Origin of the sequence: Ensifer adhaerens (genome assembly GCF_001270265.1) — a bacterium.
Taxonomy (GTDB): domain Bacteria; phylum Pseudomonadota; class Alphaproteobacteria; order Rhizobiales; family Rhizobiaceae; genus Ensifer; species Ensifer adhaerens_B.
In genome coordinates this window covers 135228-160841 of the sequence record NZ_LGAP01000003.1, presented here as the reverse complement: position 1 = coordinate 160841, position 25614 = coordinate 135228, and the positions used below count along the sequence as shown (strand labels likewise).

Genomic DNA, 25614 nt, shown 5'->3' with positions numbered 1-25614 from the left:
GGCGTCGCGCTTGACTTATCATCCAATCTGGACCAACAAATAGAAACGCACACAGGAGGAGAGCGTGGTGCACAATTCGGCAAAACCGGAGCATTCGACAGGCGTCGAGCCAGCTGAAGTCGGCAAGACGTCGGCGGTCGACAGGCTCGTCGAACAGATCAGGGACCTGATCGCCGAGCGCGGCCTCGGGATTGGTGATGCGCTGCCGACCGAACGCGATCTCGGCGAACAATTTCAGGCAGGAAGGAACACGGTTCGCGAGGCGCTTCAGGTTCTGCGCGCCTATGGCCTGGTCGAAACGCGGCCCAAGGTTGGCGCCGTCATCAGCGGCGGTCATGGCGAGGCGATCCGCAGGCTTTTTGCGTTTCACAACGGCATATCGCCCGATTCCTTCCGCGACCTTCAAGGTTTCCGCCGCATCATCGAAACCGGCGTCGGCGACCACATTATCCTCCATGCGAGCGAAGCGGACCTCGACAGGCTGGAAGCGACCAATGCCCGCATCCGGACAGCGGAGAGCGTCGAGGAAGCGGCCCGTTATGACTACGAATTTCACGAGGCGATCGTCGAACTGTCAGGCAACAGGACGACGCTCGCTGCCTACCGGATGATGCGCACGGTCATCGAGGAAGTCATGCGCCTCGGCAAGGCGGAGCGGCCGGTCCAGTCGGCGACCTACGAGGCCCATGCCGAAATCATCGGTGCGCTGAGAGCACGCGACCGAATTGCCTACGCCTATCTCATGAGCCGCCACCTCGAATTCGGCCTCAAATTCGTCGGAGCGCCATCGGGCGACCGACACGCCGCGGCCAAGACATAAGGCGGCAACGTTTCCAGCATTCAGTCAGTACCGGCCCCACTGCCCGCGGGTCCGGCAATACGATCAAGGGCATCGGGGAGGAGACCCAATATGATCAATGCAAAACGCCACGTCCTGACGTTCGCAGCACTTCTGGTGAGCGTCAGCTTCGCACCGAGCGCGGTTCTTGCCGACGGCAAGGCGATCGCCGGCATCGTCTTCCAGCAGGACCAGTATTTCCGCGGCATCCAGATCGGGATGGAGAAGGCGGCGGAGGCCGCCGGCGACGAACTACTGGCCGGAAACAGCGACAGCAAGCTCGAAAAAGAAGCGCAGCTGATCGACACCTATATCGCGCGCGGCGTCAACTCGATCGTGGTCGCGCCGCTGTCGGCCGACGCTTCGGTTCCCGCGCTCAAGAAGGCACGTGATGCCGGCATCACCGTGGTCACCTATGGCACCTCTGCCAATGGCGACGTCGCTCAGGCGACGGTGACCAGCTCGGATCGGGATATCGGCATCGGCACCGGTGAGGCGGCCGCCCCGTTTTTGAAAACCCTCGGCAATGGCGAGAAGGTCAAGATCGGGACGCTCGCCTTCAAGGCGCTCTTGCCGGAACAGTCGAACGCTCGCGTCGAAGGCTTCCTTCACGTCGTGTCCTCTCAGGTCGAGATCGTTGCCCAGCAGGATGCCTGGCTGGCCGAGAAGGCGCTGGCCGTTGCCAGCGACATGCTGACCGCCAACCCGGATATCAAGGTGATCTACGCGGCCAACGAAGGCGGCACGATCGGCGCCGTCCAGGCGGTCAAGAAGGCTGGACTTGAGGGCAAGGTGTTCGTTTTCGGCACCGATGGTTCCGAACAGCTCGCCAACATGCTTCTCGACAAGGATAACGTGCTTCAGGCGACGACCGCGCAGCAGCCTCTCGAAGTGGGCAAGCAGGCGATCGAAGCGGCGCAGAAACTTCTGGAAGGCAAGACGTTCGAGACCAAGGTCAATGTTCCCGTCCTTCCTCTGACGCGCGCAAATGCCGACGGCGTGGCCGCCTACAAGGAGGGCCTGAAGGCTCTGAAATGAGGCTCCCGGGCGGGGCCTGTTGGCCCTGCCCACCATTTGCTGCGCCAACCGGGAACCACGGATGACCTATTCTCAGCCCCGGACAGATGCCGCCCAAGGGCGGCTCGAGTTCCTATCCGTCACGAAACGTTACGGCCCGACGGTTGCCCTGTCGGAGTTTACCCATGACTTTGCCCCGGGGCGGGTTCACGCCCTGATGGGAAAGAACGGCTCCGGCAAATCGACGCTGATCAAGCTTCTCGCCGGCGTGACCGAACCCACCTCGGGCACGATCAGCGTCAACGGACGAGACCAGACCTTTACCTCGCCGCACGATGCGTTCGATGCAGGCATTGTGACGGTGCATCAGGAACTCTCGCTGGTTCCCGAACTGTCCGTCGGCGAGAACATCTTTCTTGGTCGCCTGCCACACGTCAGGCGCGCCGGCTTGCGTGTCGTCGACTGGAAGGGTTTGCATCGGCGCGCGACCGAGCTTCTGTCCGACATGGGACTTTCGATCGATTCCCGCCAGCCGGTCTCCGCGCTCAGCGTTGGGCAGCAGCAGGTCGTCGAGATCGTCAAGGCGATGTCCTTCAACCCGTCGATCCTGCTGCTTGACGAACCGACATCGGCACTCGCCTCGAAAGAGGTCAAGCAGCTTTTCGCGCTGATCGAGCGATTGCGCGTCCGCGGCGTGACGATGATCTACATCACGCATCGCATGAGCGAGCTTTTCGAGATCGCCGACACCTGCACCGTCATTCGCGACGGCCACTATATCGGCGCGGTCGAGATGCGGGCGACTTCGCCCTCGGAGATCGTCGGCATGATGTTCGGCGACGCCGCCCGGACGACGCGTCCGCCACGCCAGACGATCGACCGCGTGAAACCGCTGCTCGAAGTGCGCGGCCTGACCCGTGCAGGGCACTTCAACGACGTATCTTTCGACCTTTATCGCGGCGAAATCCTCGGCATTGCCGGCCTGCTCGGTTCGGGCCGGACCGAGCTTATGCGCGCGATCTTCGGTGCCGACCGTACCGACGCCGGCACGGTTCACTTTGCCGGGCGATCGATGACGGGGGCCACACCGAGCCAGATGCGTGCTGCCGGCCTCGGCTATACGCCGGAGAACCGCAAGGAGGTCGGCCTCGTGCAATCGCTGCCGACCGCCGACAATCTCTGCATGGCAAGTCTCGGCCCCATTGCGCGCAACGGGCTCATCTCGCGTCGCCGAGAGCAGCCGCATATCGATCGTCAGATCGCCGACCTGCATATCAAGTGCGGCGATCCGGAGTTGCCGGTGTCTTCCCTGTCGGGCGGCAACCAGCAGAAGGTGGTGATCGGCAAATGGCTGAACACCGCTCCTTCGGTGATGTTCTTTGACGAGCCGAGCCGCGGCGTCGACGTCCAGGCCAAGCGGCAGATCTTCGACATCATCTGGCAAAAGGCCTCAGACGGCCTGGCGAGCATCTTCGTTTCGACCGAGCTCGAGGAGGTCCTCGAAGTGGCGGACCGCATTCTGGTGATGCACCACGGCAATGTGGTCGCGGAGGTGGACCCCACCCGGACCGATCTCACCCAACTCTACGGCCTATGCATGGAAGGGGCCTCCCAATGACACTCGTCAGCCAAACCATCGAAACGAGGGAGCAGAACCTGCCCCTGCGCTTCCTCAAGACCTACCCGATGGAGATCATCCTGGCGGGTCTGGTCCTGTTTCTCATCCTGATGGCGCCGGGCTTCGCCTCGACCGCCCATATCCTCAATGTGCTGCGAACCGTGGCGATGCTGGGGATCATCGCCTTCGGCATGACGGCGGTGATCATCTCGGGCGAGATCGATCTTTCGGTCGGCGCCGGGGTCGCTCTGGCTGGATGCATCGTTGCCTGGTTCACTGACGCCTACACGGACGCAATCGGCGGCTGGAACGCGGTCATCCTCGGCTTTGCTGTCGCTCTCACCGTGGGCTTTTCACTTGGCTACCTCACCGGCCGCTTCCGGCAGTGGTTCAACGTGCCGACCTTCATTACCACGCTCGCCCTGTTTGCCGCCCTTCGCGGGGTCGCCAACCTCATCACCGGCGGATTTCCGCTGTCGACGTTTCCGGCCGGCTTCGATTTCCTTGGCGGCGGCTATCTCTTCGGCATTCCCTTCCCGGTCTACATTTTCGCGCTCACCTTCGCGGCCATGCACTTCCTGATGAAATACACCAGCTTCGGCCGCGAGGTTTATGCCGTCGGCGGCAACATGGAAGCGGCACGGCTCTCGGGTATCGACATCTGGAAGGTCAAGGCGCTGACACTCGGCCTCACCGGCGCGCTGACGGCGATTTCGGGGACGCTGATCGCGTCGCAGATCGGCGCCGGCACCGGTACGACCGCAACCGGCATGGAGCTTGACGTGATTGCGGCCGTCATCATCGGCGGCACCTCGCTCTTCGGCGGCAAGGGCCGGATCTGGGGAACCCTGATCGGGGTGCTGTTTCTCGGCTGCATCTCCAACGGCATGACGCTGATGAATGTCAGTGAATACTGGCAGTACGTCGTGCGTGGCGGGATCATCCTGGGCGCCGTGCTTCTCAACCAAGTTCTGGAACGTGTGCGTTAAGGGAAATTCGGAGCCGATCATGACTGAATTTGCAGGAAAAGTAGCGCTGGTGACCGGAACCTCCGGCATCGGACTGGCATCGGCCATAAGGCTTGCTTCGGCTGGCGCCCAGGTATTGGCCTGCGGCAACGATGCCACGGCCAACCAGACGTTCGACAGGATCGCAAACGAGCGCGGCCTGACAATGGCGTCCCGATTGGTCGACGTATCGCTTGAGGCTGATGTGGCGGGTGCCGTCGCGGACGTGGTGTCGCGCCATGGCGGACTCGATATCGTCGTCAACGCGGCCGCCGTGCATCCCTTTGGCACCGTGCTCGATACCAGCTTTGAGACCTGGAACCGATGCCTGTCCGTCAACGTCGGCTCGATCTACCTGACGGGTCGCTTCGCCATCCCCGAGATGACCAAGCGCGACGGCGGCGCGATCGTCAACATTTCCTCGGTTCAGGGCCATAGCTGCCAGCAGAACGTGGCGGCTTACGTCGCGACCAAGGGCGCCATACATGCGCTGACCCGTGCAATGGCGCTCGATCACGCCGCGGCCCGGGTGCGGGTGAATTCCGTGAGCCCCGGCTCCGTGCGCACGCCGCTCCTGTCGCTTGCCGCGCGCACCTATGGCGGCGAGGGCGTCAGTGAGGAGGAAGCCTTTGCCCGCTTCGGCGCCGCCCATCCGATCGGCCGGATCGGCGAACCGGAGGAAGTCGCAGAACTCGTCGCCTATCTCGCATCCGATCGCGCTGGCTTCATTACCGGATCGGACTTCCGCATCGACGGCGGGCTCACCGCCGGCATCGGCGTGAAATAAACGCACAGGGAAAGAAAAAGATGAAGATCGGCCTTGGCCTCTATCGTGAACAGCTCACGCCCGACAACTTCCGCTTCGCACTTCAGTCCGGCGCGACCCACATCGTCGCGCACCTGACCAACTATTTCGCCGGCAAGGATCCCAAGATCGACAGTGGCGACAACGGCGGATGGGGCGATTGCTCCACCGATCGGCTTTGGACCTATGAGGAACTGTCGGCTCTGGTTCAGGATGTTCGCGCAGCCGGGCTCGAGCTTGCCGCGATCGAGAATTTTTCGCCACGCTTCTGGCATGACATCCTGCTCGACGGGCCGGAACGCGATGCGCAGATCGAGGCCCTGAAGCAGTTGATCCGCGACGCCGGACGCGCTGGCGTGCCCTGCATCGGCTACAATTTCTCGCTCGCCGGCGTCTATGGCTGGACGCGCGGCCCTTATGCGCGCGGCGGTGCCGAATCCGTCGGATTCGGCGTCGAGGATGCGCCGGACGTCGTGCCTGATCCGGACGCTCCCATCCCCGACGGCATGGTCTGGAACATGCGGTATCGGCGCGGCGTGCCAGGCGCCCAACCGGTCTCGGTCAGCAGCGCCGAGATCTGGGATCGTCTGTCGCGCTTCCTGAAAGATGTGGTTCCGGTCGCCGAGGAAGCCGGCGTCATGCTCGGCGCCCACCCGGACGATCCGCCGGCCGACGTGCTGCGTGGCACGGCCCGCCTCGTCAACAGGCCGGAGAAGTACGATCGGCTGATGTCGATCGTCGATTCTCCGTCGAACGGGATGGAATTGTGCCTCGGTTCGCTCCAGGAAATGCCCGGCGGCGATATCTACGAGCATGTTCGCCGTTTCGCGCGCTCGGGGCGCATCGGCTACATTCATTTCCGCAATGTGAAGGGCAAGATGCCGCGTTATGTCGAAACCTTCGTCGACGAAGGCGATATCGACATGGCCGAAATCGTGCGCATCCTGCGTGATGAGAATTACCAGGGCGTGATGATCCCCGACCATACGCCGGCAATGACCTGCGCCGCCTCATGGCATGCGGGCAAGGCCTTTGCGCTTGGGTACATGCGCGCATTGGTACAAAACGCCCATGCGCTCGGGCCGTCCCGATCCCTTGCCCACGATCTCGCAGCTGAATAGGAGCGAGGATGAAGAGATCCGTCACCTGCGTTGCCCCGGTCGGCGACAAATGCGGCGAGGGCGCCGTCTGGTCGGCATCCGAGCAAGCGCTCTACTGGAGCGACATCAATCGCTTCCTCGTTCATCGGTATGAGGAGGTGAGTGGTTCGGTCCGCTTCTGGCTGTTTGATGAGCCGGTGGTCGCGGTATCCCTCACCGACGAGCCCGGGCGGCTGCTTTTGGCGCTTGCCTCAAAACTGGTCTGGTGGTGGCCGGAAGCCGACCGGCGGGAGGATCACGGCTTCCGCTTGCCCGGCTATCCCCGCGTGCGCCTGAATGATGGGCGTGCCGATCCGGCGGGAAACTTCTGGGTCGGGTCGATGAAGAACAATGTTCTGCCCGATGGCGAACTGGGCGAGGCGGCAGAAGGCGAGGGCATTCTCTACCGCATCACCCCGGACGGAGCGGTGAGCGAATGGCGGCATGGGCTCGGCATTTCCAACACGCTGTGCTGGAGCCCCGACAGCAGCACTTTCCATTTTGCCGATACGCTTGCCAACGAGATCTACGCCTTCGACTACGCAATGGCGGACGGGTCGATCTCGAACGAACGGACCTTCCTTGCTGACTTCTCGCGCGGTTCGCCGGACGGCTCAGCGATGGATAGCGATGGCTATCTCTGGAACTGCAGATTCGGCGGCGGCTGCATCGCACGCATATCGCCCGCGGGCACCGTGGCGGAGATCATCGAAATGCCGGTCACCAACATCACGACCTGCACCTTCGGCGGCGCCGATCTGAAGACGCTCTATGTGACGACGGCCAGCATCCTCTCGAAACCTGGAGAACGGTTGGCCGGCAGCTTGTATGCGCTGAAAGTCGATACCTCCGGACTGGTGGAGAACCGTTTTGGCGGGGCAGCTTAGAGATGGCTGAGACGACAAGGCGCGGTTTGGCCTGGGCGCACGGATGCCTCGCGGTGCAATCCCTGGGCGGCATGCTGGGGCCGGTCACCTTCCTGTTGCCCGACGGCCGGCAGGTAAGCCCGCTGCATGTGGCACCCTGGGGCCACGATCCGAACAGAACGACGCTGCCGCCGATCCTGCAGGAGTTGCGCGGCGAATGGCCCTGCGTGCCCTTCGGCAGCGACGGTTCGCGCCCGCTTGCCGCCGGTTGGTCGGACGCAGGCGACACTTTCCCCGGAGCGGATGTGCCGCACGGCCACGGCTCAAACGCACACTGGAGCTGGGGCGACTGCGACGAGGAGCAGATCGTCTTGACGTGCAGCTATCCGGACGGCCATCCGGTGCGCCAACTGCGCCGGCGCATCATACCGGACCCGCATGCAGCCGCTGTCGACATCACGCTCGAAATCGAGGTGCGCAGACCCTGCAGACTTCCGATCGGCCTGCATCCCACTTTCCGCCTGTCACCGCGGCCGGGGTCCGTCGGGCTCGAACCCAGAAACTATGGCGAGGTGCGCAGTTTTCCCGGTGATGTGGAGCCGGAGGCGACGCTGTTTGCGCCGGGTGGACGATGGTCGAAGCTCCAGAATGTCGATGCCCGAGATGGCGCCACCATTGATGCGGCATCGGTGCCGCTTGACCAGAATGTCGAGGAACTGCTGCAACTGGTCGGCATCGATGGTGCGGTTGCCTTGCACTACCGTGACGAAGGTTTTCGCGCCCGGCTTGAATGGCAGAAGGAGCATTTTCCCAGCCTGCTGCTCTGGTACAGCAATCGCGGCCGCACGGCCTATCCGTGGGACGGGAAACATCTGGCACTTGGCGTAGAGCCGGTCTGCTCGGCCTTCGATCTCGGTCCAGCCGTGTCGACGGCCGACAATCCTGTGGCTTCGCCGACCACCCCTACATCGCTGTCCTTCCATCCCGATGAGCCATTCACCACGCGCTACCGGCTCTCCGTCGAAGCCGCACCCATGGGCTGAACTTCGTCTTCACCCGACCGCCCACCGAAAGACAAAAACCATGAAGTTGCTTCGCCTCGATATCGCTGGTTCAGTCACCCCTTGCGCGCTGGACACCGAAGGAGCCGCACGAGATCTGTCCTCTGTTGTCTCGGACATTTCGGCTTCCGTGCTCGCCACGTCGTTGGACGCACTTTTGGCGACCGACCTATCGGCGCTGCCAAAAGTCTCCTTTGATGGCGCCGATCTCCTGCCGCCGGTGCCCACCCCACGAACGATCTGGTGCATCGGGCTCAACTATTCTGACCATGCAGAGGAAGCCGGATTGCCGGTCCCGCTGGAACCGATCCTCTTCAACAAGTCGGCCGCGACCTTTTGCGGCCCGAACGCCCCGCTTCTCCATTCGCCGAAAATGAGCAAACTCGATTGGGAGGTCGAGCTCGGCATCGTCATCGGCAAACATACGCTCAGCGTATCGCCGGACAAGGCGATGGATCACGTTCTCGGCTACACCGTGGTGAACGATGTCTCGGAACGATCCTGGCAGATGGAGCGCGGCGGGCAGTGGGTGAAGGGCAAGAGCTTTCCTAATTTCTGCCCGACCGGCCCTTGGCTGGTGACGCGCGACGAGGTTCCTGACCCGCAAGACCTTTCGATGTGGCTGGATGTCAACGGCGAGCGCATGCAGAGCGGCAATACCGCTCGGATGATCTTCGATGTTCGCACCATCGTTTCCTACATGAGCGAATTTTGCGCGCTTGAGCCGGGCGACCTTATCTGCACCGGCACGCCTCCCGGCGTTGGCATGGGGCAGAAGCCGCCGCGCTATCTCAGGCCTGGTGATGTCGTCGAGCTCGGCATCGAAGGGCTGGGCCAGCAACGTCAGACAGTGCGGGCGATTTGATGTCCGGCGGCAACGGAAAGGCTGAAGCAATGATGCACGGTATGACACAGAGACTGGTCGGGCGCGTGGCAGTGGTCACTGCAGCTGGCCAGGGGATCGGCCGGGCCGTCGCGGAGCGCCTGGTTGCCGAAGGTGCGCAGGTCCATGCCAGCGACATCAATGCGACGGCGCTTGCCACACTGACAGGCGCCGAAACAACCACGCTCGATGCGACCGATGCAAATGCCGTTGCCGACTATTTCTCCAGCTTCGAGCAGGTCGACATTGTCGTGCATGCCGTCGGCTATGTACATCAGGGCACGATCGAGGAATGCTCGGTTGATGACTGGCGACGTTCCGTCAGCATCACGCTCGACAGCGCCTATCATGTGCTCGCATCGGCGATCCCCAAGATGAAGGCGAACGGTGGCAGCATCATCACGATTGGTTCGGTGGCCTCGTCGATCAAGGGCTTCCCGAGGCGCGCAGCCTACGGTGCCGCCAAGGGCGGCGTAATCGGGCTGACGAAGGCGGTTGCCGCAGACTATGTGTCATCAGGAATACGCTGCAATTCCGTTTGCCCGGGCACCGTCGCTTCGCCTTCGCTCGAAGCCCGTATCGACGAACTGGCGGCAAAGCTCGGCAGCCGCGAGGAAGCCCATCGCTCCTTCATCAGCCGGCAGCCTGCTGGCCGGTTCGGAACAGCCGAGGAGATCGCAGCCATCTGCGCGTTTCTCGCTTCGGACGAAGGCGCATTCATCACCGGTCAGGCGATCAACGTAGACGGCGGCATCACGATTTGACCAGAGACGGCTGTTCATTGTGCGCGGCCGCGCCTTATTTCGCCACGCGAAGTCGGCTTCTGACAGGCGAACCGGTAACCTCCTTGGCGACTTTCTGAGCTTCATCGCGCATCGCGATGGAGGACACCACGCCGTCAAGGTAGATCTCGCCGCGTTCGCGGGTCACCGAAATATCGGCTTCCGCTAGGTCGTCACAGTAGGCGATGGCAGCGCTCACTGCCATTACCCCAGCAATGTCAAAGGGTTGTGACGGGGCAGACGATGCGAACGTTAGGCCGAACATGGGCGATTGCTCCGGGCATTGGTCGAATATCTGTTCATCTCCCGTTCATGTTTGCCGGCAAACGGCCGAGAGTCGACCCTTGAGGCGAACACAATCGAGTCACGATATTTTTATCAGCGTCGCACGAAACAGCCATTCAGGGCGCAAGCACGGCTGTGCGCTGGGCTTGCGCCCGATCTCGGGTAGCGGGGCGGTTTTCCAGGCACTTTTCGTTAACGTTTTGACAACGATTGCGACCGCGAATGGCGCATCTTGTGTGCGGCTAGCACTCAGCAGTCGCTCACCGATCTCGGACGCAAAACCGAGCACGCGCATGCGCGCTTTTGCAAGGCGTTTGGGCGTCGCAGGAGCATCGCTGATTTGCGCCGGCGCGTCCTGGTCGCCAAAAAAATAGAATTTTCAATGGACATCCGGAACTCTGTGTCGTAATAAAGGCAATCCTTTGCGCCTCGGCATCTATTTGCCATTGTAGAAACGGCAGTTTCTTCGCGCTCATCAACGCAGCATGTATTATTATAATAATACTCATCTGGCGATTATCGAGGAATAACTTCAGCATCTTTCAAACGGAGGATGGTGATGTCTGAAAAACTCGTTTCCTTGAGTGAGCTTTGCTTGAGGAATGTTGAAAACCACAAACAAGGAGAGTGCGTCAGCTATTGAGCAGGCGGCAATTTTTTATGGCTTTTACGACGGAACACGAGAACGGCACGTCCGAGGGTTCGACCAAGATCAGATTGAAGGACGTCTACAAGATTTTCGGTGAGCACACCGAAGATGCTCTGGAGCTTCTTCGCTCCGGCAAGAGCAAGACAGAGATTCACGGAGCAACCGGTTGCTCCATTGGCGTCAACAACGCCAGCTTTGATATCAGGGCGGGTGAGATCTTCGTGATCATGGGCCTGTCCGGTTCCGGCAAATCCACACTTCTGCGCCTCCTCAACAGGTTGATCGAGCCGACATCCGGATCGATCGAGATCGACGGCCACGATATTACGAAGATGTCGCGCAAGGCTCTGATCGAACTCCGTCGTCGGGACATCAGTATGGTGTTCCAGTCCTTCGCGCTTCTCCCCAACCGCACTGTTCTCAACAACGCCGCCTTCGGGCTGGAAGTGGCCGGCGTCGGCGAGGCCGAACGCAAGGCGAAGGCCATGGCGGCGCTGAAAGCCGTCGGGCTCGACGGTTATAGTGACAGCCGTCCGGACGAGCTGTCGGGCGGAATGAAGCAGCGCGTCGGCCTTGCCCGCGCTCTGGCCAGCGAACCGTCGATCCTGCTTATGGATGAGGCTTTTTCGGCGCTTGACCCCCTGATCCGCACGGAAATGCAGGACGAGCTGGTTCGTCTGCAATCCGAGCAAAGCCGCACGATTGTCTTCGTCAGCCACGATCTCGATGAGGCGATGCGCATAGGTGACCGTATCTGCATCATGCAGAATGGAAATGTCGTTCAGGTCGGCACACCGGACGAAATCGTCGGCAATCCTGCCAATGACTACGTGCGGTCGTTCTTCCGCAATGTCGACGTCTCTCAGGTTTTCAAGGCCGGCGACGTGGCCCGCAAGACTCAGATCACGATCATCGATCGCCAGGGTGTTTCCGCCGCCGCCGCGCTTGAGCAGAAGACGAGCCGAGACCGCGAGTTTGCGATCATCGTCGGCCGTGACATGAAATACCATGGCATGGTCAGCCAGGCGTCCTTGATGGAGAAGATCCGTTCGAAGGCGGAAGACCCTTATCACAAGGCTTTCCTTGCGGACGCAGCGCCGATCCTTGCCAGCGAGCAGCTCTCGAGCGTCCTTGGACAAGTTGCGGCAAGCGCATGGCCGGTTCCGGTCGTCGACGACCAAGACCGCTACATCGGCGCCATCAGCAAGTCGGCTCTGCTTGAGACGCTCGACCGCGCCAACTGAACCTCACCAGCCAATCGGATAAAACCATGAGCTTCGACATCGGAGACGGCATCGATTCGGCCGTCAATTACATCCTCGACAATTTTTCGCCCACGCTCGACTTCATCGCCGCTTCGATCGGGTTCGTGACGAGCGGATTGCAGAGCGGCCTGCTCGGCATTCCCATGCCTCTCGGCATCGCAATCTTTGTTCTTCTCGCTTTATGGCGCGTCTCCTTCGGCTTCGCGGTCTTTGCCGGCCTGGCGCTTTCACTGGTCGGGCAGATGGGGCTGTGGGCAGCGATGATGGAGACGCTGTCCCTGGTCATCGCTTCGACTTTGATCGCGATGGTCATCGGCCTGCCACTCGGCGTGGCCATGGCGCGCCGGGATTCCGTCGCCGCGATCATCCGTCCGGGGCTTGATCTGATGCAGACGATGCCGGCCTTCGTCTACCTCATCCCGGCGGCAATGTTCTTTGGGTTGGGTGCGGTTCCGGGCACCATTGCGACGGTCATCTTCTCGATGCCTCCGGTCGTACGGCTGACAAATCTCGGCATCCGGCAGGTGCATGTGGAATTCGTCGAGGCAGGCAATGCCTTTGGCTGCACGCCGACCCAGCTTCTCCTCAAGGTCCAGCTACCCAATGCGATGCCGTCGATCATGGCGGGTATCAACCAGACCATCATGTTGTCTCTGTCGATGGTGGTCATCGCCTCGATGATCGGGGCCGGCGGCCTCGGCAATACGGTGCTGACGGGCATTCAAAGGCTTGATGTCGGCACCGGCTTCGAAGGCGGTCTGGCCGTGGTCATCCTCGCCGTCATTCTCGACCGCCTCACCCAAAGCCTTGGAAAGAAGGGCGCCTCCTGGCGCCTGCCGTTCGCGAAATTTGGCTTGCGCGAGCCCGAGGCCAAAGCCGCCTGAGCGCTGGCTTCTTCATCGGCGGGCATGAGCCCCGCTGTCATTCGAAATGTACGGAAGGATTGGATATGTTCAAGACAATCGCAACCATCGGCCTTGCGGCCATGTTCATCGGCGGCCCGGCGGGCGCCAGCTTCGCCCAGGAAGCAAAGCCGGTGAAAATTGGCTGGGCAGCATGGTCGGACGCGGAATTCGTCACCAAGCTGGCGGCGAAGATCATTAAAGATGAACTCGACCGTGACGTCGAGCTCGTACAGACCGACGTGGCACCGCTCTATCAGGGTGTGAGCCGTGGCGATCTCGATGCGATGATGATGGCATGGCTGCCGCAGACCCATGCCGATTACTACGGCAAGGTAAAAGACAAGGTTGAGACGCTCGGGACCGTTTATGAAGGCGCCAAGCTCGGATGGGTCGTCCCGGCCTATATCCCCGAAAGTGAGCTCAATTCGATCGAGGATCTGCAGAAGCCCGAGATCAACCAGAAGCTTGCCTCAACGGTTCAGGGCATCGATCCCGGCGCCGGCCTGACGCGTCTTTCGGAAAAGGCGCTCAAGGACTACGGCCTTGATGGTTACAAGCTTCAGATCTCCAGCGAAGCCGGGATGCTCACGGCGGTCGACCGCGCGATCAGGACCGAGAAATGGTTCGTTGCAACGTCCTGGAGCCCCCATTGGATGTTCGGCAAATACGACCTTCGCTACATCGCCGATCCGAAGGGCTCGCTCGGTGAAGCCGAACATGTCGACGTTTTGGCGCGCAAGGGGTTCAAGCAGGACAATCCGGATGTCGCCGGCTTCCTTTCCCGCATGAAGCTCCCGATCGGCGATCTGGAAGCCGCGATGTTCCAGGCACAGCAGACCTCGTACGAGGCTGCGGTTGAAAAATACATCGCGGACCATCCCGACCAGGTGAAAGCCTGGACCGGAAAGTAAGCCGGTCAACCCCCGGAAAGACAGCCCGGCTCCTGTCAAACGGTGCCGGGCGACCGCTCGCATCAGAATGGAAAGGGATATCGATGAACTTCAATGATTGTGAGAACGCGATCTGCACCCAGGATGACACGATTGGCGGACGCATGTCGCTCGCCCGCGATGCGCTCGATGTTTCGGCGCAAAGCGTTGCCAAGGTCGTGGGCGTTGAGACGAGTACATGGTTCGATTGGGAAAATGACCGAGCTGCTCCGCGTGCCAATCGCCTGGCGATGATTGCCGGCGTTCTTAGCGTAAGCCTCTCATGGCTGCTGACGGGACGGGGAACAGGACCAAGGTACCTTTCGTCGTAACGTCGCATCTTTCCTCTGGGCGGCTGGTTTTCATTCCGCCCGGGGGGATCGTCTTATCCGACGAAGCGGCTGTACTTGTCGTGGGCCGCTTGTTCGCACGTCAGTTGGCTCCAGCCTGAAGGGCGCGGGCAACGCCAGCCGTAGCGTTAGTGTCCACCGGAGCGTACCGCAATTCGATGTCGGGAAGTCGGGACGTGTTTGCCGGTAGCTCGGGCCGTGCTTCTCCCGGCTTGGCCGGGTCGAGCAGATCTTTTCTCACGAAGCTCATCTCGATGACCAGGGGGTCGCCTTGACCATCGGTGCCGCCGTAATTGTTGGCATGAAGGAAGACGGTCGAGAAGTTCGCCATTCCCTCCACAAACCTCGCGATCCGATCTCTGTTGAGGTCGATATCGTGGAACTCCATCACAACGCTTGTGAAGCGGTCCGAATATTTCACCAGGTCGTCAAGGATGCGATACTCGGAGCCCTCGATATCGATCTTGAGGAAGATGTCATTCCCGGTGAATTCTCTTAGCAGGCCCGGGACACTGACCTCGCCCGGTTGATCATAACCAATTCGAATGGGGCGATGCTCTACCCCTGGCCGGCTGAAGAACCACCGATAGTCCAGATAGCGCGTCAGCCTTGCCCAGCGAAGGCGCAGGACCTGCTCGACATAGTAGCGCAGCCAGAACTTCCAGGTGACGGAGTGGTCGAAGCAAACGACACTGACGTCGGCATGTTTGCGAAACGCCTTCTCGAACTGCCAGTCGTCGTTCAATCCCATGCTGATCAGAAGCCTGGAGGCACGAACCGCCCGCTCCGATACGACATAGCCGCCGTCACGCGGAGATCCGAGACGGATCAGGCCGCCGGCGTCAATCGGCTTCCACGAGGCAGGCAGCATGATGGGCTCTCCTTTTCAACCCAGGAGTGCTAGCAGCATTGGCTTTCCATCGCGTTAATTCTCGGTCCGGCGGCGCGGCAACAATTGTCCTAGGGAGGATAAGGTAAACCATAACGCTCGCGGACCGTTCGCTCTTCATATCGGCTGCGGTAGACGCCGCGATCCTGCAGGATCGGCACGACCTTGTCGATGAACTCCTCGATATCATCGGGTGCGCGAGGTGGTTGTAGGGTATAACCGTCCACGGTGCCGTCGGCCCACAGATCGATGATCGCGTCGGCAACCTCTTCCGGCGTGCCGAGCAGCAGACGGTGATGGCCCTCCGAGCGGCGCACAGCCTGTCTCGCTGTGAGCTTTTCGTGTCTTAGCAGGTCTAGAAGTCCGAGACCCATGCCCACAGCCTGAAGCCGGTTGGGATCGGGGACGAAGCGTTCGGCTTCCAAAATGGCATCCGGATCGAAACCATCAGGGTCGATACCGTTCTCCCTAGCGAATCTTGCGATCAGCGGTGAGATTAGGCTGCCTGCCAGCAACTCAAGAGGCGATATCGTCCTCTGCAATCGGGAACGAACATTCGATGGCCGCGCCAATGAAGGCCTTCCGCGAAAGCCCAAGGCTCTCGCCGCGCTCGAGCGCCGCGTGGCAGCGATTTCTGGCCCGTTCGTAGAACCATCCTCCTTGCGGCCATTCGCTTAGATACTGAAGCGCGTCCTCTGGCCCGTTGATACACCGTTCCCCATTGGTGCCTACCCTGACGGGGTGATCCCAATTGATGCCCTGCATCTGCGTTGCCTCCGTTTCGCCGCAGAACGCCCAGATCGCAAGTTTGTTCCTCCTGTCGGGTAGATCGACGACGTCGGCCGGGCGCCCCGGGGGGCGCGACTTCAAGCGGACCGAAGACGTGGGTTTGGTCTATGCAAACACCGACGGCATTGGCGGGACATGACCATTGAAACATGCTCGTGGCCGAGCATCGGCACAACTCAGATTCAAGCGGCTCCGCGCGTCGGCGGAGCCGCAGGCGTCGAGTGGTTACTTGTTGAGCGCGTCCTTCAGAGCTTTTGCCGGCACGAAGGATAGCTTCCTTGCTGCCGCGACCTTGATGGTTGCTCCGGTAGCAGGATTGCGGGCTTCACGTTCTGGCGTGGCCTTCACCTTGAACTTGCCGAAGCCGGGCAGGGAAGTCTCGTTGCCGGAGACCGAGGCGGCGGAGATCGCCGCAAGCACGGATTCGACGACTGCCTTGCTTTGAACCTTCGTGAGGCCATGCTCGCTGGCGATCTTTTCTGCAATTTCCGTTGTGGTCGTCAAAGGGTGTCCCTCCTCGTTTTTGACGCGATGATCCTTTGCGCGAATAGAGCGGATGTCATCGGCCTTGCGCAACAACGACCGCCTCTTCTGGTGATTGTCCACAACTTGGCATGGGAACATAGCCTCTCGCCCTCTTTCGGCGGGCGATATCGAGAAGGAGTGCTACGGCGTCAGCCTCGGAGGCGAAGTGATGGATCATCTCCTGGCCGAGCGTGCCGATGCGCCCCCAGGCACGGATAAGAGAGGTTTCGCCAAAGAGCGTCGGCTGTATCGAAAGCGCATAATAACGCGCCATGTTTCGGTTTGGGTCTATCCGCTGAAAGTAGAGGCTGGAGCACTGCTGGGTCATGGACACAGCTTCGCGTGCCGAGGAGTCGGCGTCCAATGAGAGTTTTGAATCGGTTGGGGCGAACCGATTCACGTTGTTGATGTGAGTTCTTCAACGACGTGATAGGGAGCCCAATCATCGGCTCGACAGCGGCCGTCCGCGCCGGCGGACAAGGCGGTCGAATTTGGCGGAAGCCGGTCTGAAAAGACCGGCCGTTTTCATGCCTTCTGTCGAGGCCTATCCGCACATGGCGCGCACGATTTTACCCGTCGCCTGATCCGTTTCGATCGTCACGCGCTCCTGCCGAAAATCCATCGTCGCCGGATCCCCGGGCTTCAGTTGCCGGACGATCGTCGCACCCGTCAACTGCTTTGCGTCCTCGTCGGAAATTCTGTCTTTACCGACCAGCGCTTCTGCAGCCTCCGGCTTGCAAGCGCCAGCAGCTTGGGCAGCGGCGGATTCCGGCTCCTTCTGGCAACCGGCAACCCCGAGCAGAAGAAGGCTTGCTGCAAGCGCGGCGAGATGACGAGCATAAATCAAGGCATAATCCTTTCATTTCGAAAGTGTCGAGCAACCAAAGGAATACGGCGGCAGCGAGACCTTTGCCAGGCTGAATTCGTGCATCGCAGCCCGTCCCCGGGGGCGGCTTATGACAGCAGAAAACTGGGCCGCCATCCCAGACATGTACCAACGTCAGCAAAAACCCACATGCCTTGCGAAGGACAATTTTTGATGGATTTATCCAGTGATTCCGCTTGGTTGGAGAGAGGCGGCGTTTACGGCTTCTGCAATTGTGCGAAAACCCCGGAAACCGCTGGGCAGTGCGCTGCATAGGGAGTGGAATCTGGGTTGCAACAGCCACCAGGCGGCCAACGCTCCACAACACAGACAGGCACTGATCTCGAAGAGTTGAAACGCAGCCATAGCGATTCGGCAATCTTCGGGGCTACAATATGTTCGCCAGCGGCTGGCCTCTCGGCACCGTCGGCCGATTGCACAAGCTGAATGAGAACTCTGGTCGCGGGGTCCAATGGATCGACTTGATGCTATGCGGGTACTGCTTGCGGTGGTCGACGCTGGAAGTTTGTCGGCTGGCAGCCGAAAGCTGAATGCTCCCTTGCCGAGTGTCAGTCGTAAGGTCGCAGATCTCGAGCGACACCTCGGTGCAAATCTCATCATTCGCACAAGTCGGAACCTGCAACTTACCGATGCCGGGCGCGACTACGTCGAAGCGGCACGGAAAATCGTGGCGGACCTAGAGGAGGCCGAGCGACGCGCCTCGGGCGAGTATCAAACACCGCGCGGCACGTTGACAATCACGATGCCCGTGGAGTTCGGAAGCCGTTACGTGCTGCCGATTGCATTGGATTTCATCGACAAGCACCCGGAAGTCTCCTTGAACATCTTATCGTTGGACCGCTCAGTCAATCTCGTCAACGAGCAGGTGGATGTTGCCATTCGTCTCGGCGAACTAGCCGACAGCTCTCTTTACGCAGTCAAGGCTGGTGAATTTCGCCTTCTGACGGTCGCCAGCCCAGCTTATCTCAAGCGGCATGGCGTGCCTGAGCATCCGAGCGACCTGCCGAAGCACGACGGCATCATGTTCAATAACCGCTCGTTCTTCTGGGGATTTGATGTTGACGGCAAACCGATCGAAGTGATCCCGCGAGCCCGGATCGAAGTCAACACGGCGGCTAATTGTGTAGCCGCAGCGTTAAGCGGCGTGGGCATTGCCCGGGTTTTCGACTACCAGGTACCAGAGGAACTTTCCACCGGTGCGCTTGTGCCGATCCTGCAAGACCATGGCGGCGAGGCAAGGCCGATCCACATCGTGTACTCGCGCCAAGGGCTTCTCGCATTGAAGGTGCGCGCATTCATCGACTGGGCCCTGCCACGGCTTCGTGCAACGTGCAGTCGCTATGGGGCTGCGGCCTGACACCCACGCTGTGTCACTGAAATGCGGCACGAACCTCTTCAACCGCTTGCTTCGGGCTCTGCAGATGAGGGTAGTGCCCAATGCCGGCATGGAGTTTGAGCTCGGCGTTGAGCTTGGCGGCGAGTTCGAGCCCCATTTCTTTCTTGATGTAGAGGTCTTTCTCGCCCCAAACCACTTTTACTGATGTTTTGAGCCGGGCCAATTGCGATTCAAAATGGTCCTGATCCCGCGTGAAATGAGAGTAGTAATGGGCGAAAGCGTCTGCCGTCGTCATCGCGCCATGGTTCCAGCCATTGGCCATGTCGCCCTTGAATTCCTGCGAAACCTCGAACTGCGCTTCGCTGGGAAGGCCTCGTCTGAAGGCGTTCTCGAGGATATCCGCGCGGTTCTTGTTCAGCTGGGCGCGCGCCTGATCGGTCGATCCCGCCACCTTCAGGCTTTGCAGGCTCTCGTACATGTAGTCGGGCCTGTTAAATGGGGCGAAGTCCCCGACGATGATTGTCTTGGCGATATCAGGGTTTTCCAGTGCCAGGAGAAGCGCCGGCAGAGCTCCGATGTCGGTTGCGTAGATTGTGAGATTCGAGGTGTCGATGCCCGCTTTCGCCACGTATTCATTCAAGACGCGCGCGTAGTCCTTGGGCGCATAGGAAAATCTGTCGACCGCGGGCCTTGATGAGAGACCGTAGCCTGGCCAGTCGAAAGCATGAACCTCGTAGTCATTGCCAAGCGTGAGCGAAATGTCTTTCCAGGCATAGAGGGTCTCCGGGAACCCATGCAGGAAGAGAACGGTCCCTTTCGGTCTCGGGTTGTGCACCACCATTCGTCTAAGTGTGATGTCCGCATTGATCTCCAAGAATTCGATGTTGGCCCTTGGTTGTTGGGTGTCTTGGGCGCTTGCCGGTGCGATGGAAGCGCAAAGCATCGCGACGGTTGCAAACAGCGTCCGAATTGATGACTTTGACATTTGTCAGTTTCCTCTCTGTAACGTCGGCTTAGCTGACCAGGCGATCGACTTGCGCCTGAAGGCGAGGGCCGATCAGAAGAATTGCCGGAATGACAATCACGTAGCCGATCCCCCAGGAACGCAGCCACGTCAGGACAAATCCATTCGAAAAGCCCAGATTGAAAGCGAGAAGCGTGAAGGAGATGATCCCCGTGGTCACGATGCCCATCGACAGGGCGAATGCGATTTTCCGTTTCACGTGGATGTTCATGTCTCTCTCCCAGAAGGTTTGAAAATGGTGGTTCGATCAGCCTGTTTGTCATTCAGCAACACTCAGGGCCTGGCATAAGAATTGAGCGTCGCCCCCGTGGCCGGTAGAGCGAGAATGCGAGAGGCAGCCTCTTGATGTCGGCAAGTCCCAAACGGGGTGGAATGAAATACACCGGTCGCGAAAGGACGAAATGTCATGTCGCGAACGCACCCGAAGGCCCTTGTGACCCACGCGTCATGCGCGATCGGCCTCCTTTATGCCGATCGGCTGGCGCGACGCGGATACGATGTTGTGATGCTTGCAAATGGTGCCGATCGACCGGCCGCCCTTGCCCGTATTCTGCAAGCCGAGACTGATGCCGCGGTCGAGATCCTCGCTCCAAACCTCTCAACCGATCAAGGCCTGGACGAAATGGAAGCCAGTTTCGCTCGAGGAACCGGCTTTGACGTCGTAGTCAATAATGTCGGCTTGCCGCCCGGCAAGACGCTGACTGAAGGTTCGGCGGGCGACCTCGACCGCCTGATTGGCGTGAATGTCAGGGCATTCACGCGCATTTCGGCAGCTGCTGCGCGAAGCATGGCTCTTCGGCACCGCGGCGCGATCATCAACGTGGCGTCTGCCGTCGGCATCGCACCTGAAACTGCAACCGGTGCCTATGGCGCGAGCAAGGCGTTCGTGATCGCCCTGGCCCGCACGATGCAGCAAGAACTGGGAAATCACGGCGTCTATGTGCAGTTGGTTCTAACCGCTGCAATCCGCACCGATGTCTGGCCGTTTCCCAGATGCCAACCCGAAGTCCTGCCCGGAATGATGAGTGCCGCAGACCTGGTGGATGCCGCATTGATCGGATTCGACCGTCAGGAGCCGCTGACCATTCCCTCGCTGGCGAGGGCGAACCGATGGGCGGAGTACGAAAACGCGCGCAAAACGCTGCTCGATGATCTCGTGAATGGCGAGCCGGCGCCGCGATATCGGTTTCCGGACTGACCCGAGACTAAAAAACGAGAGGCTGGCTCTCATTTCCCCTCAGTACCGGCCGCTGGGTGTCCAGCTTAATCTACAGGGCATGAGCAGCCACCGAAGCTCGCCAGTGATTGCGGCCTGCGCTCACCAAAATCGGAAAGGAACGACGATGCAAGAGACATTGGGGAAAGCCGTCATTACTGGTGCATCAAGCGGCATCGGTGCGCTTTACGCCGATCGCCTGGCCCGCAAGGGCTATGACCTGATCCTCGTCGCACGAAACGGCGACCGGCTGCGGCGTGTCGCGGCGACCATTCATGCGCAAACGGGCCGGACGGTCGAGACGGTCACTGCCGACCTCACGGTCTTGGACGATGTGGGGCGGGTCGCTGCCCAAATCGCCGATGATCCGCGGATAACAATGCTGGTCAATAATGCCGGCGTCGGTGCAACCGCGCCGCTGCTTCAATCTGACCCTCAGGCCATGAGCGCGATGATTGCCCTCAATGTCGATGCGCTGATGCGCCTCACCTATGCCGCGGTTCCTGGCTTCGTCGAGCGCAACGCGGGAACCATCATCAATATCGCTTCGATCGTGGCGGTTGCACCTGAGAGGCTGAATGGCGTCTACGGCGGCACAAAGGCCTTTGTTCTCGCCTTCAGCCAAAGCCTGCGCCAGGAACTAGCCGACAGCAATGTTCATGTACAAGTCGTCCTCCCCGGGGCTACCGCAACCGACTTCTGGGATATCGCCGGCCTGCCCGTGCAGCATTTGCCCCAGGAAATCGTCATGCCGGCCGATGCTCTGGTCGACGCCGCGCTCATGGGCCTCTCCCGCAACGAATTCGTCACGATCCCCAGCCTTCACGATGTCGGCCAGTGGGATGCCTATGAGGCCGCCCGCCAGGCAATGGCCGACAATCTGTCCACCAGCAAGCCAGCGGCCCGCTACCAGGCCGGTTAATTGCCATCAAGGACACCCGGACGATAACGTCAATGCCGGCAAGGCTTTCGAACGAACGACTTAGATCAAAGGGAAACGCGTCGCTTTTGTCGAACCCATCGACGGAGCTTTGACGCTCTACAAAAAGGATGCTTGTCATGACGACACAGCCATCGATTGAGAAGACGTATCTGTCACGACGCGCATTGCTGTTCGCCGGAGCGGCGATCGGGCTTTCGTCCGCAATCGTGCCCGTTGCGGCCGCGACGAAAACCGCCCCTGTGACGAATGCAGGCGCCGGCGACATACGCCCGTTCAGGGCTGAAATTCCTGAAGGCGCGCTCATCGATATGCGGCGGCGGATCGCCGCGACCCGGTGGCCCGACAGTGAGACTGTGACTGACCGCTCCCAGGGTGTTCAGTCACATAAACTCAAGGAACTGGTGGATTACTGGCGGTCGTCCTACGACCGGCGCCCGGCGGGAAGACGGCTGAATGCAGTTCCGCAGTTCCTGACAAAGATCGATGGCCTGGACATCCATTTCATCCATGTGCGGTCCCGCCATCAGAATGCGTTGCCATTGATTATGACGCACGGATGGCCGGGCTCGGTGTTCGAACTGCTGAAGGTCATTGGTCCACTGACCGATCCGACCGCTCATGGCGGCAAGGCCGAAGACGCCTTCCACTTGGTCATTCCCTCGATCCCGGGATTCGGCTTCTCTGAGAAACCCACGACCACAGGCTGGAACCCGCAGCGCATTGCCGCTGCGTGGGACGTCTTGATGAAGCGTGTCGGTTACACCAGCTACGCCTCCCAAGGCGGCGACTGGGGGGCAATCATCAGCGATGCACTGGGCCGTCAAGCGCCGGAAGGACTGCTGGGGATCCACGTCAACAGGGTTGAACGCGCGACCACTTTCCCCGCCGATGCGGCCCAAGCTCTAAAGAGCGGCGGACCTGCGCCCGACAGCCTGTCCCCGGAAGAGAAGGCTATCTTTTCCGACGCCCGCGACTTCCTGAACAATGGCTTTGGATACGCTGCCATTATGGGGACCCGGCCAGAAACGGTAGGGTATGGTCTTGCGGATTCGCCTGTCGGTTTGGCTGCGTGGCTGTACGACAAGATTGCCGATTGGGTATTCACGCGCGGCCATCCCGAACTCGCTCTGACCAGGGACGAGATCCTCGACAACATCACGCTCTACTGGCTGACGAATACGGGCCCGTCCAGCGGAAGGATTTATTGGGAGAACACCACGTCCGGAGCGAAGCTGACCGCCATAAAGGTTCCGGTCGCAGTCACGGTGTTCCCGGGAGAGGTCTACAGACCGCCCAAAAACTGGCTGTCAAAAGCCTATCCTCAGCTCATCTATTACAACCGTGTCGCAAAAGGTGGACACTTCGCTGCCTGGGAAGAGCCCGAGCTCTTCAGCGAAGAGCTGAGGGCCGCGTTCAAAGCGCTGCGGTCCTAAAGAGTAAATCACTGTAGCAGCGAACGACGCGGACGGCGGGGCCGCCTCGCTTGGCAGATCGGGGCCATTGATGGACAGGCAGTTTCACATCGGCGTTTTCGCTGCGATTTTCGCGGCATTCGCCTTTTCTCTCAATTTCATCGTGCCGTTCGTGATCGGCGAATACTCCACCTTTGACTTTGCCCTGATCCGACATGTCGTTTCAGCGCTGGTGGGTTTGTATCTCTTGTTCGCTACAAAAGGGGTGGCTCAGTATCTTACGCCCGGCAACTGGCTCATGGCGACCTGGATCGCCTTCATCGGCTATGTCGGCTATTTCCTCACGGTAACGGGTGCTGCCATCTATGCCGGGCCGGTAATTGCACCTGCTTTCCTCGGCCTTGTCCCGATCGTCCTCGCCCTCATTGGCAATCAGCGGCAAGGCTCCCTTCGGTGGCGATTTTTGATGATGCCTCTCATGCTGGTGTTGATCGGTCTTGTTCTTGTCAACAGCGCAGCATTCACCGCCGGTGGGCTGGATTCGGTACGTTCACTCTGGATCGGAGTTCCGCTTGCCATCGCAGCGGTCGTGTTGTGGGTGTGGTTTGCCATTGCCAACCAGTCGGCACTGGCTGCCAGACCCGGCATGCCTTCAGGTGTATGGTCGGCACTCATCCTGATCGGCGGCGGCATATTGATGCTGGTCTTCTACCCGATTGGTGCCGCCATGGAGCTCTTCCAGCTTCCTAGGCTTGGCTTTGGATGGGACACTGCCGCGCCGCTGTATCTGTGGGGTGTGTCGCTCGCCTTGGTCGCTACCGTTGGTGGGGTCTGGACCTGGAATGTGGCCGCGCGCAGCCTACCTGTCGCGCTGGCCGCTCAATTGATCGTGTCAGAGACGGCCTTCGGCGTCGTCGGCGGGCTCATCGTCCATGCCCGAATGCCCACGGTATTGGAAGGAGCCGGCGTCGCGATCCTGATCGCCGGGGTCGTTCTGGCGATCCGCGTGTTTCATGGAAGAAGAGTCCACTAAAGAGAGCCATCGCTCCATCTTTCCAGTAGTCCGGAGCTGCGAAAGCAGGTCGCATGCAAACGGATGCATGTGACCCGCTTTAGGCACTTGGTCTTATGTGTTATGCCGAAACCGTTGCTCGCTTTCGGGCGTCATGCATTAGCGCTGGCCGACTTCTCCCGTTGCCAGGACGATCTTCCCCTTCGGTCGCGGCAACTGACCCTCGAGCATCAAGTGCGCCTCCTTCGCTTGCTCAAACCGTAATGTCGCCCCGATATTCATCTTGAGGGCGTTTCTGGAGATGAGAGATGAAATGCGGGCAAGGCTCTCGGTCGATACGTCGACGAGGAAAAACTTGGCCAAGACCCGGTGTTGTTCTGCCAGTGCCTGGTCGGGAACGGAAACGGCCGAAATCAATCGCCCTCCCTTTTTCAGCACCCGGAAGGATCGACTTTGGGTGTCCCCGCCCACCAGATCGATTACGGCATCGACCCCGCGGATTTCGTCGTCAAATCTAATCTTCGTATAGTCGATGACCGTTTCACCACCGAGAGCAACAACGCTGTCGATGTCGCCGGAAGAGGCGGTGCATACTGTCCGAAGGCCTGCCTCTCTGGCGAATTGCACGGCGTAGGCACCCACGTTTCCCGCTGAACCGTGGATCAGCACAGTTTGTCCCTTTTCCAGACCAGCCTGATCGAAGAGTGCTTGCCAAGCTGTCACCGCGATCACCGGCAGCGATGCTGCAGCGACGTGGCCAATAGAGGCTGGCTTATGATCGAGCATGGAAGCACTGGCGACTGCGTATTGGGCGTAACCACCACAAAAGCGCTTGTTGGTGACGCCGTATACATCATCTCCGACCTTGAAGCGTGTAACAGCTTCGCCAACAGCAACCACCTCGCCTGAGATGTCCGAGCCTAGAATGAGCGGGAGAGGTTGGGGCAGGGCGCTGTTGCCTGCGCGAATCCACCCATCCCAGGGGCCAACACCGGCTGCATGCACCTTGACGATGACTTCGTCCCTGCTCGGTTCGGGTGTGTCTGAAATTTCCAATTGCATTACATCTGGCGGCCCGAATTGATGGACGCGCCAGACCTTGCCGGAAAAATTCTTTGAAACATCTGGCATAAGTTTTCCTTTCGACTTTGGTGCGCTGGCGGGGCGGGGTTCACAGGGAGCC

The 25614-nt window shown here is 60.3% G+C and carries 28 protein-coding genes and 1 pseudogene; 19 read left to right on the top strand and 10 right to left on the bottom strand.

Features of this window, described 5'->3' with window-relative positions; translation table 11 throughout:
• Positions 1–64 precede the first annotated feature (64 nt).
• From AC244_RS09490 to AC244_RS09445, 10 genes are all read left to right on the top strand, one after another.
• Positions 65–820, top strand: coding sequence for a FadR/GntR family transcriptional regulator (locus AC244_RS09490; protein ID WP_234716893.1), 756 nt, complete (start codon positions 65–67; stop codon positions 818–820).
• A gap of 90 nt (positions 821–910) precedes the next feature.
• Positions 911–1876 carry a substrate-binding domain-containing protein gene (locus AC244_RS09485; protein WP_053248577.1) on the top strand — a complete coding sequence of 322 codons (966 nt, stop codon included), beginning with the start codon at positions 911–913 and terminating at the stop codon, positions 1874–1876.
• 61 nt (positions 1877–1937) lie between these two features.
• A complete protein-coding gene (locus tag AC244_RS09480) occupies positions 1938–3473 on the top strand; it encodes a sugar ABC transporter ATP-binding protein (protein ID WP_053248576.1) in 1536 nt (511 codons plus the stop codon).
• The gene (locus AC244_RS09475) at positions 3470–4462 is read left to right on the top strand and encodes an ABC transporter permease (RefSeq protein WP_053248575.1); all 993 of its coding nucleotides are present in this window, start codon (positions 3470–3472) and stop codon (positions 4460–4462) included. Before AC244_RS09480 ends, AC244_RS09475 begins: the two co-directional genes overlap by 4 nt.
• A 19-nt stretch (positions 4463–4481) precedes the next feature.
• Positions 4482–5267, top strand: coding sequence for an SDR family NAD(P)-dependent oxidoreductase (locus AC244_RS09470; RefSeq protein WP_053248574.1), 786 nt, complete (start codon positions 4482–4484; stop codon positions 5265–5267).
• 20 nt (positions 5268–5287) lie between these two features.
• Positions 5288–6406 carry a mannonate dehydratase gene (locus AC244_RS09465; protein WP_053248573.1) on the top strand — a complete coding sequence of 373 codons (1119 nt, stop codon included), beginning with the start codon at positions 5288–5290 and terminating at the stop codon, positions 6404–6406.
• An 8-nt stretch (positions 6407–6414) separates the two neighbouring features.
• On the top strand, positions 6415–7311 hold the full coding sequence (locus AC244_RS09460; protein ID WP_053248572.1) for an SMP-30/gluconolactonase/LRE family protein: 897 nt from the start codon (positions 6415–6417) through the stop codon (positions 7309–7311).
• A 53-nt stretch (positions 7312–7364) separates the two neighbouring features.
• On the top strand, positions 7365–8333 hold the full coding sequence (locus AC244_RS09455; protein WP_234716892.1) for a hypothetical protein: 969 nt from the start codon (positions 7365–7367) through the stop codon (positions 8331–8333).
• A gap of 40 nt (positions 8334–8373) precedes the next feature.
• A complete protein-coding gene (locus AC244_RS09450; protein WP_053248570.1) occupies positions 8374–9216 on the top strand; it encodes a fumarylacetoacetate hydrolase family protein in 843 nt (280 codons plus the stop codon).
• 41 nt (positions 9217–9257) lie between these two features.
• Positions 9258–9998 (top strand): SDR family oxidoreductase, encoded by a 741-nt coding sequence (locus AC244_RS09445; protein WP_053248701.1) that lies wholly within the window; start codon positions 9258–9260, stop codon positions 9996–9998.
• Positions 9999–10032: 34 nt separating this feature from the next.
• Here AC244_RS09445 and AC244_RS09440 read toward each other — a convergent pair whose 3' ends face one another.
• Complete coding sequence (locus AC244_RS09440; protein ID WP_161807852.1) at positions 10033–10215, bottom strand: BON domain-containing protein; 183 nt, start codon at positions 10213–10215, stop codon at positions 10033–10035.
• A 746-nt stretch (positions 10216–10961) separates the two neighbouring features.
• On the opposite strand from AC244_RS09440, the gene proV reads away from it, so the two are divergent.
• The 4 genes from proV (at position 10962) to AC244_RS09420 (ending at position 14381) form a co-directional block, all read left to right on the top strand.
• A complete protein-coding gene (gene proV, locus AC244_RS09435) occupies positions 10962–12194 on the top strand; it encodes a glycine betaine/L-proline ABC transporter ATP-binding protein ProV (protein ID WP_053248568.1) in 1233 nt (410 codons plus the stop codon).
• A gap of 26 nt (positions 12195–12220) precedes the next feature.
• Complete coding sequence (locus AC244_RS09430; protein ID WP_053248567.1) at positions 12221–13099, top strand: ABC transporter permease; 879 nt, start codon at positions 12221–12223, stop codon at positions 13097–13099.
• A gap of 65 nt (positions 13100–13164) precedes the next feature.
• Entirely contained in the window at positions 13165–14031 is an 867-nt protein-coding gene (locus AC244_RS09425) for a glycine betaine ABC transporter substrate-binding protein (protein WP_053248566.1), read from the top strand.
• An 83-nt stretch (positions 14032–14114) separates the two neighbouring features.
• Positions 14115–14381 (top strand): helix-turn-helix domain-containing protein, encoded by a 267-nt coding sequence (locus tag AC244_RS09420; protein WP_053248565.1) that lies wholly within the window; start codon positions 14115–14117, stop codon positions 14379–14381.
• A gap of 100 nt (positions 14382–14481) precedes the next feature.
• Here AC244_RS09420 and AC244_RS09415 read toward each other — a convergent pair whose 3' ends face one another.
• The 6 genes and pseudogenes from AC244_RS09415 to AC244_RS09390 form a co-directional block, all read right to left on the bottom strand.
• Positions 14482–15270 (bottom strand): FkbM family methyltransferase, encoded by a 789-nt coding sequence (locus AC244_RS09415; protein WP_053248564.1) that lies wholly within the window; start codon positions 15268–15270, stop codon positions 14482–14484.
• An 89-nt stretch (positions 15271–15359) separates the two neighbouring features.
• A pseudogene (locus AC244_RS09410) lies at positions 15360–15776 on the bottom strand (nitrilotriacetate monooxygenase); the annotation flags it as partial.
• 28 nt (positions 15777–15804) lie between these two features.
• Positions 15805–16053, bottom strand: a complete 249-nt coding sequence (locus tag AC244_RS09405) for a DUF982 domain-containing protein (protein WP_053248562.1) — start codon at positions 16051–16053, stop codon at positions 15805–15807.
• A gap of 249 nt (positions 16054–16302) precedes the next feature.
• Complete coding sequence (locus tag AC244_RS09400; RefSeq protein ID WP_053248700.1) at positions 16303–16581, bottom strand: HU family DNA-binding protein; 279 nt, start codon at positions 16579–16581, stop codon at positions 16303–16305.
• Positions 16582–16636: 55 nt separating this feature from the next.
• Entirely contained in the window at positions 16637–16930 is a 294-nt protein-coding gene (locus AC244_RS09395) for a WGR domain-containing protein (RefSeq protein ID WP_053248561.1), read from the bottom strand.
• Between the two features lie 216 nt (positions 16931–17146).
• Positions 17147–17449 (bottom strand): I78 family peptidase inhibitor, encoded by a 303-nt coding sequence (locus tag AC244_RS09390; RefSeq protein ID WP_053248560.1) that lies wholly within the window; start codon positions 17447–17449, stop codon positions 17147–17149.
• A 490-nt stretch (positions 17450–17939) separates the two neighbouring features.
• On the opposite strand from AC244_RS09390, the gene AC244_RS09385 reads away from it, so the two are divergent.
• A complete protein-coding gene (locus tag AC244_RS09385; protein ID WP_053248559.1) occupies positions 17940–18845 on the top strand; it encodes a LysR family transcriptional regulator in 906 nt (301 codons plus the stop codon).
• A gap of 13 nt (positions 18846–18858) precedes the next feature.
• On the opposite strand, the gene AC244_RS09380 is transcribed toward AC244_RS09385, so the two are convergent.
• Together AC244_RS09380 and AC244_RS09375 are read right to left on the bottom strand one after the other, a co-directional pair.
• Positions 18859–19809 carry an alpha/beta fold hydrolase gene (locus tag AC244_RS09380; protein ID WP_053248558.1) on the bottom strand — a complete coding sequence of 317 codons (951 nt, stop codon included), beginning with the start codon at positions 19807–19809 and terminating at the stop codon, positions 18859–18861.
• A 28-nt stretch (positions 19810–19837) separates the two neighbouring features.
• Positions 19838–20059 carry a DUF2798 domain-containing protein gene (locus AC244_RS09375; RefSeq protein ID WP_053248557.1) on the bottom strand — a complete coding sequence of 74 codons (222 nt, stop codon included), beginning with the start codon at positions 20057–20059 and terminating at the stop codon, positions 19838–19840.
• Positions 20060–20254: 195 nt separating this feature from the next.
• Here AC244_RS09375 and AC244_RS09370 point away from each other — a divergent pair, with 195 nt between their 5' ends.
• From AC244_RS09370 to AC244_RS09355, 4 genes are all read left to right on the top strand, one after another.
• Positions 20255–21046 carry an SDR family NAD(P)-dependent oxidoreductase gene (locus AC244_RS09370; RefSeq protein WP_053248556.1) on the top strand — a complete coding sequence of 264 codons (792 nt, stop codon included), beginning with the start codon at positions 20255–20257 and terminating at the stop codon, positions 21044–21046.
• Positions 21047–21191: 145 nt separating this feature from the next.
• Positions 21192–21986, top strand: coding sequence for an SDR family NAD(P)-dependent oxidoreductase (locus AC244_RS09365; RefSeq protein WP_053248555.1), 795 nt, complete (start codon positions 21192–21194; stop codon positions 21984–21986).
• Between the two features lie 137 nt (positions 21987–22123).
• Positions 22124–23440, top strand: coding sequence for an epoxide hydrolase family protein (locus tag AC244_RS09360; protein ID WP_053248699.1), 1317 nt, complete (start codon positions 22124–22126; stop codon positions 23438–23440).
• A 70-nt stretch (positions 23441–23510) separates the two neighbouring features.
• Entirely contained in the window at positions 23511–24452 is a 942-nt protein-coding gene (locus tag AC244_RS09355) for a DMT family transporter (RefSeq protein ID WP_053248554.1), read from the top strand.
• A 138-nt stretch (positions 24453–24590) separates the two neighbouring features.
• On the opposite strand, the gene AC244_RS09350 is transcribed toward AC244_RS09355, so the two are convergent.
• Entirely contained in the window at positions 24591–25562 is a 972-nt protein-coding gene (locus AC244_RS09350) for an NADP-dependent oxidoreductase (RefSeq protein ID WP_053248553.1), read from the bottom strand.
• Between the last annotated feature and the right edge of the window lie 52 nt (positions 25563–25614).